Source organism: Kineobactrum salinum, assembly GCF_010669285.1.
In the GTDB taxonomy this organism is placed as follows: Bacteria; Pseudomonadota; Gammaproteobacteria; order Pseudomonadales; family Halieaceae; genus Kineobactrum; species Kineobactrum salinum.
Genome location: NZ_CP048711.1, coordinates 1,122,004 through 1,135,792, shown reverse-complemented (window position 1 = coordinate 1,135,792; position 13,789 = coordinate 1,122,004). Strand labels below are relative to the sequence as shown.

The following is a 13,789-nucleotide window of genomic DNA, read 5'->3' as shown; positions in this document are numbered from 1 at the left end:
GTATATACAGTAGTTGGGTGGCGGGAGAAATGCAAGCCGCTGTCCCCCAAAGGACAGCGGCTTCCATAAAACCTGTCTGCCGGGGCGACAGGTCGCGGATCCAGAAGGCGGGGCAAGCCGTTGCGGCTCAATTCCGTTCGGTGTCGAGGAAGGCCTCGCGATGAAACGCCGCGGCGGCTTCCACCTCGGCCATGCCCCGAACGAGGGGCGGTGGCACCTCACCCCCGGTGAGGACCTGCAGCACCGCGTGCACACCATTGGCCAGGGATTCGAGGTTGTAGCCGCCCTCAAGGACAAACACCAGGCGCCCCTGACAGTGCCGGCGCGCCAGCTGCCGCAGTACCCCGGTCATGGCACCGAAGCCCTGGTAGGACACATCCAGGGCGAGGTCAAAGCGATGTGGGTCGAAGCCGGCGGAAACCAGGATGAGATCGGGGCTGAACCAGTCCGCCGCCGGTACAATGATATCGTTGAAAGCCTTGAGATAGGCGAGGTCACCCGCGCCATCGGGCATGGGGATATTCACGGTGCTACCCTCGCCAATGCCGGCCCCGACTTCCTCCAGCGTGCCGGAGCCGGGATAGAACGGGGCTGCGCGGTGCAGGTCGATGAACAATACATCCGGGTCTGCCCAGAAGATATCCTGGGTGCCGTTGCCGTGGTGGGCATCCCAGTCCACGATCATGACTCGCTGGCAGCCCCACTCGGTCTGGGCATGGGTCGCGGCTACTGCGACGTTGTTGAACAGGCAGAAGCCGCGGGCACGCACCGGCTCGGCGTGATGTCCCGGCGGGCGCACCACCGCAAAGGCAGTCTCGGTAGCGCCCTCCATTACCGCGTCCACGGCCTCCAGGGCGCAACCTGCCGCCACCTCCGCCGCCTCGACACTGCCGGGTGATACCGCCGTCGTATCCACATCCAGCCAGGCGTTCTGGCCGCGCAGGCGGAAGATATCACTCAGGTAGTGGGCGGTGTGCACCTGCGCCAGTTCCTCCTGTGTCGCCGCCCGCCCGCTGCGCCAGGAGAGCCCCGGCAGCGGGCTTTGTTCAAGCAGGGAGCGGATGGCGGTTACGCGACCGGGGTGCTCCGGATACTTCCAGGGCACATCGAGTCCGGCAATGATCTGCCGGATGCGCTTGTCCATGCGCCCCGGCAGGAAAGCCGCATTGGTATCGGGCTGGTGGGCGAGCACGCGCTCGTCGTACACCACGGTGACTGTGTCTGTCGGTGCTGCCACTGTATTCTCCCGGGCCGAGCTCATGCCGTTACCGGCGCAAGGGTCCAGACTACCGGAGTCGGCCCGCGTCGGCCACGCCGCGCTTGAGGAACTGTAGCAGCGCACCGCTACGAAGGCGGCCTGGTTTCCCCCGGGCAGCAGCGGAACAGTCGCTTACCGTGGCGCCGACAATACCAGGTCCAGCCACACCAGGCGGTGATCGGAGGAGGTCCGGCGGTCGCTGACCAGGCGCCGCAGCGGATCATCCCGCGTGGGCCAGAACACGCCGGCGGCGTCTACCTGCCAGCCATCGGTGGAGGGCAGCACATAGTCCACCCGCAGCCGGAAGCTGGCTGTGTGACTGGCGGCATGGGGATTGCCGGGGCTGTGTTCACCGCCCCCGGTACTGGTGGGCAACGCCATGCTGTTGATGAGCGGATGCCGCAGTAGCCCGGTAATGGCGGGCTTCAGACCGTCGCCTTCCAGGGGTGAGGCATTGAGATCTCCCAGCAGCACGAAGATCTCGCCCCGCAGTCCTCCCCGCAAGCCGCAGTCATCATGAATATAGGCCGCCCGCTCGCCGCCGCTGATGTAGTCACTCCAGAAGCGGATCTCATCGTGATTGCGGCGGCCATTGCGATCCTCCGGCCCGTCAAACACCGGCGGCGTGGGGTGGCTGGCCAGCACATGTACCCGCTGGCCATCTATCAGCACGGGTATGTCCCAGTGAGACTTGGAGGACAGCCGCAGCCGCTGCCGGGCCTCGGGGGTATACCAGTTGTCGCCCTGGGCATCCTTGATATCCTGCAACAGATTGCCCGGCATGTCCCGCCACAGAAAATGCTGAAAACTGCGCACCCCTGCCGTGTCCAGCGGATAGCGGCTCAACAGCAACATGCCATAGTGGCCCGGGAATAGGCCGTAGCCAAAGGCATCCTGGCCCCTGCCCGAGGCGACGCCGTCGCGGTCCAGATCGAGGCCCGAATCGATGCCGGTGTTGACCGGCGCGCTGTAGTGGAAGGGATAGTCAATCGGCTCCGCGCCCCGCTGCGGCCGCTGCAGATAGTGGCGCAGAAAGGGCAATACCCCGCGCTCCGGATCGGGGGAGAAATCGAATTCATTCAGCAGCAGGATGTCCGGCCGCGTGCGCTGGATGATTTCGGCGATATTGCGGATCTGCGAATTCCGGCCGTCGGCCAGCTGCAGGAACAGCTCGTCGCCGGTGGGCGTTGCCCCCGCCGCCACATAGTTGTCCGCCTCCATGCTGACATTGAAGCTGGCGATGCGAACAGTACTGTCCGCGGCATGGCTCGTGGTTGCTGTCATTGTCGCCACCATCAGGGTCAGGGCGAGTATTACCCAGTTTCGCATTGCAACAGCTCCTGCCGGCTACTGCCAGTAGCGGCGTAAATCTTTTGTTTTACAAAACATGGCTGTCCCATAAGGTTGCCATAGGTTGGCTACAAAGGTAGAGGCATCGACCGGGGTGTGGTGTTCAAGACCGTATGCGACATGGATGTCGCATCCGAGCCCCCATGGAGAGCCCACCCCCGCTTTATCGGGTGCGGGTTCACGGCGTGTCTTGAACACCACACCCCGGTCGATGTCTCGGCGGCCGAAGTCCCAACCCCGCACCCGACGACCCGACAGCCGAGGCCGAAGATTCTGCAAAAATAGGGATAGCACTGCTTACGAAAAAAGCCGGCCCTGGGGCCGGCAAGAGGGGGTTCGGTGCGCCGGTTCAGAAATCGTAGCGCAGACCCAGGCGCAGCTGCCACAGCGAGGCGCTGGCCACCCGGGTCTGCCGGGCGGGGTCGAAAAACTGTTCGTAGACATACTGGTTCTGGTCATTGATGGACGCGCGCACCAGTTGCTGCATGCGCGGGTAGCTGGCCTCGTACATTACGCCCCAGTCATCGTTGAGCAGGTTGCCCAGGTTCTCGACAATCAGGAAGGCCTTGCCGCGGTGGTCAGCGGAGAAACCGGGTACCTCCTGCTCGATCTTGAGATCGAACTTGGTCCACCAGTCGCTGTTGATGCTGTTGCGGCCCATGATCCCGCCGCGCTTCAGGCCCTCGCTGCTGATCAGCCCGTCAAAAGCCGCCCGGTCAAAGCCGTCGGCGTAGACCACGTTGGGGTCGTCCAGGGTGGGGATGTAGACCAGGTTCTGGTCCATAAAGCCGACCGAACTGCCCAGCGCGCCGTCCAGGTCACCGTCGAATACATAGCTGTAGGGGCGGCCCTCGTTGGCGCTGCCGAACAGTGTGAGGCGGGTGGTGTAGCCGGCGATGAAGTCGCGGGCAAAGGACACCCGCAGCGTGAAGCGGTGGGGTATTTCATAGTTGGAGGTGTGGGCACCGGGGTTCTCCGGGTCGGCCACCGCGATACTGGTGTAGTTGGAAAACGCCACCGAACTGGTCATCGGGCTGACCTCGGTCGACTCGGTGAATGCATAGGCCAGGGTCCAGTCCAGGCCGAAGTCATAGGATTTGCTCACCGCCAGTGACAGGCTGGTGGAGTCGCCCGAGTCGCCGTCCACATTGGTCAGCATGAAATCCTCGGAGCGGCCGTTGCTGCTGGTGTAGATCGGGCGGCCGTCGGGGGCGGTGGCGCCGGTCGGAGTGCGGCTCAGGTCGCGAATGATGGCCGCGTCCTTTTTCTCCGCATACATGAAATCGCCCATCAGCACGTAATCCTGGGGTAGCGTGTAGGTAAAGCCCAGCGCGTACTTCCACTCCGACGGGATCTCGAAATCCGGGTCCAGCACGTTGATGCCGCCGTTGCGACCTTCGCCGCGGGCCACTGCATCGAACAGCTCCTGGGGTACGTCATACAGCGGGCGTCCCTCACCGGTAAAGGGGATGTCGAATACCGACCGGCCCGAACGGTCCTGGTTTTCCTTCAGGATGATACCGTTGTTCTGGTAGTTGTTGCCGAGCCAGACATTGGGGTTGCCGCCCGAGTACAGGCCGAAGCCGCCGCGCACTTCGAGTTCGTCACTGACCGACCAGTTGAAGCCGAAACGCGGTTGCAGCAGGTCCTTGCCATCCAGGTTCTGCTGGTTGGAAAAACCGTACAGCTCTTCTATCAACGGGTTTTCCACCGGCTCGTCACTGCTGCTGTACCAGTCGTAGCGCAGGCCGAAGGTGAACTGCGTGTCCCAGCTGCTGTGATAGTACTCATCCTGCAGGTAGGCGGTGTTGACCCGGTAGGAGAAGCGGGCGGCGCCGTCACTGGGATCGTTGCTGCCGCTGGCATTCTCGTAGATGATGGTCGACGGGGTGCCGTTGCGGAAGTCCTCTATCGAGTCGAAGCGGTATTCGCCTTCGGCTTCCTGCACGAACAGGTTGAAGACATCCAGCTCCTCCATTTCAAAACCACCGGTGATAACGTGGTCGCCGGTGACGTAGGTGCCGGCGAGCTTGAAGTTGTCGGTGGAGTATTTGAGCTTGTTGGCGTGGCGGGAATCGTCGGCACCGAGATAGACGGTGGCCTCGGCGCCATTGTTCTGGGTGGTGATTTGCACCTCACCGAAGTCGGTGCCGCCCAGCGGATTGACGCTGGCCTCGAAGTCGGAAGTGCCCAGGCGCAGTTCGGTGGAGAAGGCGCTGGTCCAGTCCGAGAACACGGAGGCGACGTAGGATTCCAGTTCACCGACCTGGTCATAGTAGTGGTCGGAGAACTCGAATTCGTCCGAGTCACCGTCGGATTCACGGATGATATTACCTTCATTGTAGTTGTAGACCATTGAGGCGCGGTGGGCGTCGTTGATCCGCCAGTCCAGCCGGGCAATAAGCTTTTCGTCCTCCACCGGCAGGCTTGTGACCAGGGCGCCGGGCTCGTAGTCGTACAGTGTGCGCGCTATATCCAGGATTTCATCGTACTGGTCTTGCGACAGGCCCTGTACCGGCACGGCGGCGCCGGAATCCGCCGGGCCGCGGTCGAACAGTGAAGAACCTTCGAGCTTTTCGTAGGCGGTGAAGAAGAACAGTTTGTCCCTGATCAGCGGGCCGCCGATGTTGAAGCCGTAGCGCTCTTCGTCGAAATCACCGACGGTGAGGTCGTCCCCCTCCAGACTGTCACCGCGCAGGGAATCGCTGGTGTAGTCATAAAACACACCGCCGTGGAATTCATTGTCGCCGGACTTGGTGACCGCATTGACGTTGCAGGCGGTAAAGCCGCCGTACTGGACATCGAAGGGCGCCAGTTCCACCGATACCTGGGAGATCGCATCGTAGGAAAAGGGAATACGCACGGTGGGGTAGCCATTGCTGCCGAGGCCGAAGTTGTCGTTGGTGCGGATACCGTCGAGGGTCAGGCTGTTGAAGCGGGAGTTGGCGCCGACACACTGGATGGAGTCGCTGAAGGCCTCGTCGATGTAGACCCGCGGATCCATCCGGATCAGGTCCTTGATGTCACGGTTGATCGCGGGGGCCGATTCCAGGTCGTTGAGGCTGAAGTTGGCCGCCGGGCCGGTGGCGCCGTAGCGGCCGCTGCCATCCAGCGAGGCCGTCACCAGTACCGATTCCATTGCCTGTTGTTGTTCCAGGCTGAGGTTGATGTTGGCTGTCTCGCCCAGGCTCAGGTAGACATCCTCCAGGGTGCGGCTGCCCCGGGAGTGGCTTACCTCTATGCGGTAGGGGCCGCCTACCTGCAGGCCGCGCAGGGAGAAGGCGCCGGCGCTGTTGGCGGTCAGTACTTTCTGGCTGCCGGTGCGGGTGTCGGTCACGGTGATGCGGGCGTCGGGAATCACTTGTCCTTCGGCAGTGGTGACATTGCCGCGGATGGCGGATGAAGTCTGCTGGGCCAGGACGGGTGTGGACAGGCCCACTGTCATGGCGACCGCCAGTGCAAGCTGTTTGCGACGAGAGTAGAGCGACATGGTTGTTCTTCCCCTGAGAATGAAATCCGCGCCTACTCTATGGCCTGTTGGTTACAGTCGTGTGTAGGCCGCGCCCGGGGGCATGAACCTTTTGTGACCTGTGATCTGGCTTCGCGGGCGCGAATCCGGCCTACAGCGCGGGGTCGCTCACTGTCAGTGCCGCCACGGCCCGGTCCGCCAGTCCCATACCGGCCTGCTGCATGGTCAGATAGGTGTGAGTGGCGCCCGCTGCGGTGATGCGCTCGATATGATCTTCATGCAGCGCGTGCGACACGATCGGCCCCTGAAAACCCTTGCTGCGCAGTGCGCGGGCGGCAACCAGCTTGGCCTCGATGTCGTCCATGGCCAGGATGGCCGCCTCGATATGGGCCAGGTCCATGGTGCGCCAGAAGTTGCTGTCCTCGGCGTCGGCAAACACCACATTGCGTCCCGCCTGCTGATGGGCGGTGACCTTGTAGGTATCGGCATCCAGCCCGGCCAGGAGTTTGCCCTGCTGTTGCAGGTGGTCGTAGGCCGCGGTGCCGGTGCGGCCCATACCGAAGACCAGAATCTGGGCATCGCCGAGGTCGCTGGGCTGTTCATCGGGGTGTATGGTCTGGCGCTCGAAGCGCTGCAGGCGGTGCTCCCAGCGTGCGAACAGCGGATGGGCCAATCGGTTCAGCGGCGCCGCCACCAGGAACGACACGGATACCGCGATCGCCAGTGGCACCAGCCATTCGGGTAGTACGCCGGCGGCGACGATCAGGCCGAACTCGCTGTAGGCGGTGAGGCTGAGCGCGGCGAGAAAGGAGGTGCGGGCGCGCAACCGGAATGCCACCAGCAGGAAGAAGAACAGCAGACCCTTGAGTGGCAGCAGCAGGCCCATGACCACCGCAAACAGGAGCGCGTCCAGATCCGGCAGGCCGGACATACCGATTTGCAGGAAGAAGCCGACCAGAAAGATTTCCTTGAGCGACCACAGCGATTCCGACAGCTCGACCGCGCGCGGGTGGTTGGCCAGCAGCACCCCCATCAGCAGCGCGCCAATCTCGGAGCTAAGGCCCATTGCCGTAAAGCCCATGCCGCCGACAACCAGTGCCAACAGCATGCCCATCAGTACCAGCAGCTCGTCGTGGCCGGCGAAATCCAGCAGCCGGTACAGCAGCGGCCGCAGCAGCGGCAGGGCAAATACCAGCAGGGCCCAGAGGTTGGGGGTTTGGCCGCTCCAGACGCCCAGCACCACCAGGGCTATCACATCCTGCACAATCAGGATGCCGATCGCGGTACGGCCGTGAAAAACGCCCAGTTCGCGTTTGGTTTCCAGCAGCTTTGCCGCCAGTACTGTGGACGAAAAGGCCAGCGCCATTGCAATCAGCAGCGCGGTATTCCAGTCCAACCCGGTAAAGAAGCGGATGCCGGGGGCGAACAGGGCCACGGTGATGGCGAAATGCAGCAGGGCGCCGCCCACCACCTGGGGCCGGGCAATCTGTTTCAGCTTCAGCTTCAGGCCCACGGTAAACAGCAGAATCAGCACGCCCAGGTGTGCCACATAATGCAGGATGTCATTGGTGGCGGTGGGCAGCCCCAGGCCGGAGCCAAACACATTGATCGCGAATCCGGGGGCGAGAAAACCGATCAACGGCGGCAGGCCCACCTGGCGTACCGCCAGGCCAAAAAAGAAGGCAAAGCTGATACAGATTACTTCAAACACGTGGACATCCTGGCGGGTGTAATAAAACAGCCTGTCAAAGCTGTGGTTGGCAGCCGCACAAAGCGGCTCGTGGATAATAACCGGAATCGGCCGTCATCACAGCCACCGCAGCGCGGTGAGGCCAGGAGTACCGTGGCGCTGCTTGAGCTCCGACCACTTCAGCCGGCTTTCAGCAGCCCCATTTGTTCGAGTTCCAGCAACAGCAGCTGTTGAATGATGAATTCCTTGCTGCTGTCCGGGCACTCCAGCTGGATCCGTTCCAGGTAGGGCCGGGCCGCCTCGGCGTCGCCCTGGTGCAACAGCGCGCGAAAGGCCTGGCGCAGGAACGCAGTGGGTTCGTCGCTCAGCGCCTTGATCCGGCGCAGGCTGGCGCTCAGGGCCTGTTCCTGCTCGGTCAGTTCGGTCCCCAGGGGATATTCTGGCAGCAGGCCATCGTCGATCCAGGTCTGCAGCGCGTCGGCGAGTCGTTCGGGATTGTTGTTGCGCGCCGCGGCCGGGATCTCGTAGTCCGCCGGTAATTTGCCATGCTCACAGGCGAAATCCGCGAGTTCCTGCTGGAAGCGGCTGTCGGCAATCGCTATCAGGCGCCTGCACACCTCGGCGTCACTCTGGCCGCGCAGGTCGGCGATGCCGTATTCGGTGACGATGATATCGCGCAAATGGCGAGGGATGGTGGTGTGGCCGTAGAACGGCACGATGTTGGACTGGAGTTTCCTGCCGCTGCCCCGGGTACTGCGAATGCACAGGATTGAGCGTGCTCCGGGCAGATCGTGAGCCATAGCGACAAAATTGTACTGGCCGCCGACACCGCTGATCACGGTGCCATCCTCCAGCGCATCGGAGGTGACAGCGCCGCTGAGGCTGACCATCATCCCGGTGTTGATAAAGCGCGCCTCGCGGCGCTGGGCGCAGTACAGCGGATAGTCCCGCAGCAGCCGGTTGGTGCGCTGCACGCTGGTCATGCAGATCTGTTCCCGCCCGCTTGCATCGAGTTCACGCAGCTTGCGGTAGAACTCCCGCGGGCCGAGGAAAAAGCCGCCGTGCAGGACCCGCCCATGGCGCAGTTCCCCACCTGCTACCGCAGCCAGCAATGCAGCCCGGGTAGCGGGTTGCTCCAGATCGTTGACCAGCGCCTTGCCATCCAGCGAGAGTCCGCTGTCCTCCAGCAGCAGCCCGGCCGGCAGCAGGCCCCAGTACTGCAGCGACTCCAGCGTGGCCTGGTCCAGCACCCGCGGCAGCAGGTCGCAATCGCGCGCATAATTGTACAGGCGCTCGTCAATGACGGTGGAGATAGCCCCGTTGTTCAGGCCCTGCTGCAGCTGCAGATTGTCATATACCCGGCGCTTGACGATGCCGGCCTCCATCAGCCGCAGCATGCCGTAGACAAACATCTCGGTACAGACATACAGGCCCTGGTTGAAAGTGCCGCCCTCCACCGCGACATTGCTATCCTCCTGCTGATCGACAGCCGCCACCATGGCGCGCCAGGCCTCGTTGTTATTGTGGCGCAGGATACAGCTGTGGGCGAGCGCATCGCCGAGGGCACCGATACCGATTTGCAGGGTGCCACCATCCACCACCAGGCGGCTGGCATGCAGTGCGGTGGCGTAATCGGCCAGCGGTACGGCGCTATTGGGGACCGCAAACAGGGCCTTGTCACAGGCCGGGTTGCGCAGAATGCCATCAAACGCTTCAGCGGCAAGCTCGGCATCATGTTCCATGAAGGGCAGCTCGGGGTGTATCTGGGCCAGGCACAGGAAATTGTCCGGCTGGTTCTCGCGCTGCTGCCGCATCAGATCCACGGTTACATCGGCGTTGCAGGACAGGCTCAGCGACAGCCCGGCTTCTGTCTCCCTGGCCGCCACCATCTGCACCAGCACATTCACGCCCATAGCGCAGAGGTCGCGGGCGATATGGGTATAGTTGCTGGAGATGTAGTTCTGCTGGGCCACCGGGACCCCCTTCATGGAGCCCGCCTTGAAATAGACCTCGCTAATGTGGATATTGGGCGGGAGTGTGCCGGCCCGCAATGCTTCCATGTATTGCAGTGGCTCATAGTCACCAAACAGCCGCTCTATGATGGGGTCGGCCAGCCCCGCCTCAATCTCGCTGCCGGGTTTGGGCAGCTCCAGTGACAGCGCGGTATAGATATGCAGTTCCAGCTCGGGGTCCGCCAGCGCCCGCTGGAAGAAGGCATTGAGCAGCTGCACCGGCTTGCCCAGTCCCAGCGGCGCCGCCAGGCGCAGTTCCTTGCCGAGCCGGGCGATCGTATGGTCGACACAGGCTTCGGTGGATTCAAACAGTATCGTCATCGCTTAACCCTACCATGTTCAATACCCGCCGGGGCAGCCCCGGTTGCAACGGGCGGAGCGCATTCATCGGTGCCGAGCTGCGGACTTTCCAGGTTGAAGTGCCGCAACCGTGCATCTGTCGATTAAAACAACAATCATGGACATATTGTTCGGATGTGTCGATTGTCCGTCTCACCTCCCCACCCGTAAGTCATGACGATGGCCCTCAAATCAATGGCGCGGTATCGATGCGGTAGATAGCGAGCAATTCGCGGTACAGTCCGGGCAGTTCCCGCTGCAGCTCACGCGGCGCGGTAAAGTAGGCCTCGCTGGCATAGGCGAAGAACTCCACCTGCTCCAGGTAGCCGAAATTCCCCTCCATCACCTGGTCGATCGCAATACTGTCGCGCCAGTCACTGATACAGCCGGGTTCGCCCCGATTGAGCTGTTCCAGGTGCGTTTCCAATGCATCGCGCAGACCCTGTGTACCTCCGCTGAGGCCCAGCATATGATCCAGCACATGGGCGAATTCATGGATGACGACATTGGCGCCCGGGATGATTTGCGCCGACTCCGCGATCACCGCGGCGCTGTCCAACAGCAATTTGTTGCTGCCCCAGGCTTCGCCGTCGTGATCGCCGGAGCCGGTGCCGATGTAGATCCAATCAAGGACGGAGAAATAATCCACCGGTTGGTACATACCGACCAGCGCGGCATTCGCCGCCACCAACACGTCGACCCGGCTTTCCGGGTGGTCCAGAGTGATCTCGCGCTCGTCGAGGAAGCGCAGGGCAAAGTCGAGCAGGCTCTGCCGGTGAGCCTCCGGCAGCAGCTCGAACAGAGCATGATGCCGCGATAGCGTTCGGGCGAGTTCCTCAACGCGGTAGCTGGAAGGTGTCATGAGTCAGTTGTCTGCTCCGATTGCAGCGGTGGCGCAGCGACCGCAGGAAGGAATATCCATTGTTATTGCTATCCCGTATTGCTGTCCTATGGGGCGGCTACCAGGGTAGAGACATCGGCCGGGGTGCGGTGTTCAAGACCGTATGCGACATGGATGTCGCATACGAGCCCCCATGGAGGGGTTCACGGCGCGTCTTGAACACCGCACCTCGGCTGATGGCTCGGCGATCGAAGTGCCGGCCTCACGTCCGCCGATTCGGCACTCGTGATCAAATACTCCACGAAAGAGTCCATTGTAATGGTTTCGTCAGCTGCGAACCGGCAAAAATTCTCAAACACGTATTGCAAATGAGAATTGATCGCATTAAAGTTTGGGTTACAGCAATGGATAACGAGGCCCGTGCCCATGCAGCGAGAACTGATCTGTCCTGTCTACAGCCGGTGGTTGCGTGACCATTCCGACGCCGCCCTGATCCTGTGGACGAAAAGCTATGAGAGCGGCATCACCCTGGAGCAGGGGGAGCGGGTAGAGCAGGCGCTGCGCTCCGCCGTGCTCGCGCTGGAGCTGGCTGAACTGCTGGTGGCAAATCCACAACAGCAGCTCCTGCCCGGCATCGTACGACTGACCCACAGTGGCCTGTTGCTGATCAGGCTGTGGAACCGGCAACAGGCACAGAACAATATTCGTCCGCTGCTGAAGCGTGTGTTTGGCGAGCTGGAGCGGGCCCTGGCCCGGGGAGCACCGCGCGGCCCGGTAATGGAGGCCTGCAACCGGCTGCTGACGGCGGCAGGGGAGGCGCCCAGACAGCGGCCGGGTAGGCGCGTCGCTCACCTTCTGCACTGAATCTTGAGGAATATATGAGTACATCCCGAGGAGGCTTGTCTGTCGACGTCACGGTACAGATGGAAGTGCCGCTGCCCGTATTGTATCGCCTGCTGCGTGACAGGAACCTGTTTGCCTGTGAGTTTCGCTGCCTGGATAGCAAATCTCACCAGGTGGGCTGCTGGGCGCTGAAAAGCTGCTGTCTGGCCGAGCCGGAAGCGGAGCTGGCGGTGGAGCAATAAACGTCGCCATTAGCGGGATTAGTGGGCGTGTCGATGGTGACCACCATTGCTATGACCGCCTTCGAAGCATCCCGGTATCAGGTTTCGATTTGATTATAGTCGGGACTGGGCGGGATACACATCAGCAGTGGGGCGCAAAGCAGTGTCTCAGGCAGCGAGCCCCAGCAGCAGTCGGTCCAGGTGATCCCAGGGATCGCCGTCGGCAAAGCCCTTGACGCTGCCGTCCACCTCCAGCGCCAGCTGCAGCAACTCCCCCAGCGAACGGCTGCTGTGGCGTTGCAGGGCGGCCTGCACCAGCGGTGCCCGGCTCTGCCAGACCCGGTGGTTGCCGATGACCCGCGTTATCGGCTGGCCCTCGTCACAGGCCAGCCGCATGCTGTAGAGACTGCGCAGCTCCCGCGTCAGGGCCCACAGCAATGGTATGACCTCGCTGCCCTCGGCGCGCAGGCCATGCACCATGCGCAGGCTGGCGCCAGCGTCACCGCGCAGTGCGGTATCGACCATCGCAAACAGGTTGTAGCGGGCGTTGTCGAGCACCGCCGTGGTGACGGTAGCGAGGGTGACCTGCTGATCCCGGGCCAGCAGTTTGAGCTTCTCCACCTCCTGTACCGCGGCAAACAGGTTGCCTTCCAGCCGCTCGGCCAGCAGTTCCAGCGCGTCGTCGTCGATGCGCAGCCCGGCCTGCCCCAGCCGCTGACGCAACCAGCGCGGCAAGTCGCGGGCGCCCACTGGCCAGACCTGGACCGCGGCACCGGCGCGCTCCAGGGTCTTGTACCACTTGCTGCTCAGAGACTGCTTGTCTATCTTGCCACTTATCACCAGCAGCACATCGTCACCGCTGGCGCGCTCGATATATTCGCACAATGCCTTGCTGCCTTCGGCGCCGGGCTTGCCGCCCGGCAGGCGCAGTTCGACCAGTTTGCGGTCGCCGAACAGGGACATCTCCGAGGCTGAATGCAACAGGCTCTGCCAGCCGAAATCCGGGGCGCTGCTGTCGATGATGTCGCGGGCGTTGCAGCCGGCCTGCCGTGCAGCTGTGCGTACCAGGTCGGCACACTCCTGGACCAGCAACGGCTCATCGCCACTGATGAGATAGACCGGCAGACACTGCTGCTGCAGATGCTGGTGAAGCTGTGGGGGTTTGATCTGCACTGCCAGGAATCGTCCTACAGTGCCGCGGCGTGAAAACCGATGCGGCGCAGGATCTGCTGGGACAACTCGGCGCGCATCTCCCCCTGGATGATCCGGATCTCCTCGGCCTTGCCCACTACGTTGCGGGGATCGTTTTCCATCTGTTTGACGATCACCGCCTCCGCAGGCTCCATCGCCATGGCGCCGCTGGCGTCGCGCACGGTAAAGCGTGCCTGCATGGTCAGCTCGAACTCGGCGGCGCGGGCCTCGCTGTTCAGCGACAGGTTGCGCTGACTGAAGCGCTCGGGCCCCAGTTGCAGGATGTAGTTGGCTTCGTCGCGCTCCATCCATTCGATACCGTTGGCGGAGAAACGGGCTTTCAGGTCACGGCTGAACTCGCTGTTGGGGTCGGATGTGTCCAGGTACATCTGGCGCCAGCTCTCCGGCATTGCGGTGGCGCTGGCGACGCCGCGCAACTGGAACCCGCAGGCACTGAGCAAAGCGGGCAGGAGCAGTGCCAGGAGCAATCCCGCAAAACCGCGCCGCCGCAAGTAACAGCCGGGAGTCTGGGGTGTTCGCGGGGCAGGTTCACGTTCAGCTGGCATCAGCACATT

Annotated in this window: 10 protein-coding genes; 2 read left to right on the top strand and 8 right to left on the bottom strand. The window is 62.7% G+C overall.

All coding sequences use genetic code 11. The features are described 5' to 3' along the window. Window positions 1-127: 127 nt before the first annotated feature. From G3T16_RS04850 to G3T16_RS04825, 6 genes are all read right to left on the bottom strand, one after another. A complete protein-coding gene (locus G3T16_RS04850; protein ID WP_197911907.1) occupies window positions 128-1,237 on the bottom strand; it encodes a histone deacetylase family protein in 1,110 nt (369 codons plus the stop codon). 153 nt (window positions 1,238-1,390) lie between these two features. After that, a complete protein-coding gene (locus tag G3T16_RS04845; protein ID WP_163494065.1) occupies window positions 1,391-2,587 on the bottom strand; it encodes an endonuclease/exonuclease/phosphatase family protein in 1,197 nt (398 codons plus the stop codon). A 370-nt stretch (window positions 2,588-2,957) separates the two neighbouring features. After that, complete coding sequence (locus G3T16_RS04840; protein WP_163494064.1) at window positions 2,958-6,098, bottom strand: TonB-dependent receptor; 3,141 nt, start codon at window positions 6,096-6,098, stop codon at window positions 2,958-2,960. Between the two features lie 130 nt (window positions 6,099-6,228). Beyond that, window positions 6,229-7,788, bottom strand: a complete 1,560-nt coding sequence (locus G3T16_RS04835) for a cation:proton antiporter family protein (RefSeq protein WP_163494063.1) — start codon at window positions 7,786-7,788, stop codon at window positions 6,229-6,231. 158 nt (window positions 7,789-7,946) lie between these two features. Then, on the bottom strand, window positions 7,947-10,100 hold the full coding sequence (locus tag G3T16_RS04830; RefSeq protein ID WP_163494062.1) for an acetyl-CoA hydrolase/transferase C-terminal domain-containing protein: 2,154 nt from the start codon (window positions 10,098-10,100) through the stop codon (window positions 7,947-7,949). Between the two features lie 205 nt (window positions 10,101-10,305). Next, window positions 10,306-10,980, bottom strand: coding sequence for a zinc-dependent peptidase (locus G3T16_RS04825; RefSeq protein ID WP_163494061.1), 675 nt, complete (start codon window positions 10,978-10,980; stop codon window positions 10,306-10,308). A gap of 405 nt (window positions 10,981-11,385) precedes the next feature. Here G3T16_RS04825 and G3T16_RS04820 point away from each other — a divergent pair, with 405 nt between their 5' ends. Both G3T16_RS04820 and G3T16_RS04815 read left to right on the top strand, forming a co-directional pair. Beyond that, on the top strand, window positions 11,386-11,823 hold the full coding sequence (locus G3T16_RS04820; protein ID WP_163494060.1) for a hypothetical protein: 438 nt from the start codon (window positions 11,386-11,388) through the stop codon (window positions 11,821-11,823). A 14-nt stretch (window positions 11,824-11,837) separates the two neighbouring features. Next, the gene (locus G3T16_RS04815; RefSeq protein WP_163494059.1) at window positions 11,838-12,044 is read left to right on the top strand and encodes a hypothetical protein; all 207 of its coding nucleotides are present in this window, start codon (window positions 11,838-11,840) and stop codon (window positions 12,042-12,044) included. 147 nt (window positions 12,045-12,191) lie between these two features. Here the strand turns inward: G3T16_RS04815 and holA are convergent, their stop codons facing one another. Beyond that, window positions 12,192-13,196 carry a DNA polymerase III subunit delta gene (gene holA / locus G3T16_RS04810; protein WP_163494058.1) on the bottom strand — a complete coding sequence of 335 codons (1,005 nt, stop codon included), beginning with the start codon at window positions 13,194-13,196 and terminating at the stop codon, window positions 12,192-12,194. A 14-nt stretch (window positions 13,197-13,210) separates the two neighbouring features. Next, window positions 13,211-13,780, bottom strand: a complete 570-nt coding sequence (locus G3T16_RS04805) for an LPS-assembly lipoprotein LptE (RefSeq protein ID WP_163494057.1) — start codon at window positions 13,778-13,780, stop codon at window positions 13,211-13,213. Window positions 13,781-13,789: the final 9 nt, after the last annotated feature.

Excerpts from the sequence above, each read along its gene's own strand:
- G3T16_RS04845 (WP_163494065.1), bottom strand. The coding sequence starts at position 2,587 with ATGCGAAACTGGGTAATACTCGCCCTGACCCTGATGGTGGCGACAATG.
- G3T16_RS04840 (WP_163494064.1), bottom strand. The coding sequence starts at position 6,098 with ATGTCGCTCTACTCTCGTCGCAAACAGCTTGCACTGGCGGTCGCCATG.
- G3T16_RS04830 (WP_163494062.1), bottom strand. The coding sequence starts at position 10,100 with ATGACGATACTGTTTGAATCCACCGAAGCCTGTGTCGACCATACGATC.
- G3T16_RS04825 (WP_163494061.1), bottom strand. The coding sequence starts at position 10,980 with ATGACACCTTCCAGCTACCGCGTTGAGGAACTCGCCCGAACGCTATCG.
- G3T16_RS04820 (WP_163494060.1), top strand. The coding sequence starts at position 11,386 with ATGCAGCGAGAACTGATCTGTCCTGTCTACAGCCGGTGGTTGCGTGAC.
- G3T16_RS04815 (WP_163494059.1), top strand. The coding sequence starts at position 11,838 with ATGAGTACATCCCGAGGAGGCTTGTCTGTCGACGTCACGGTACAGATG.
- G3T16_RS04805 (WP_163494057.1), bottom strand. The coding sequence starts at position 13,780 with ATGCCAGCTGAACGTGAACCTGCCCCGCGAACACCCCAGACTCCCGGC.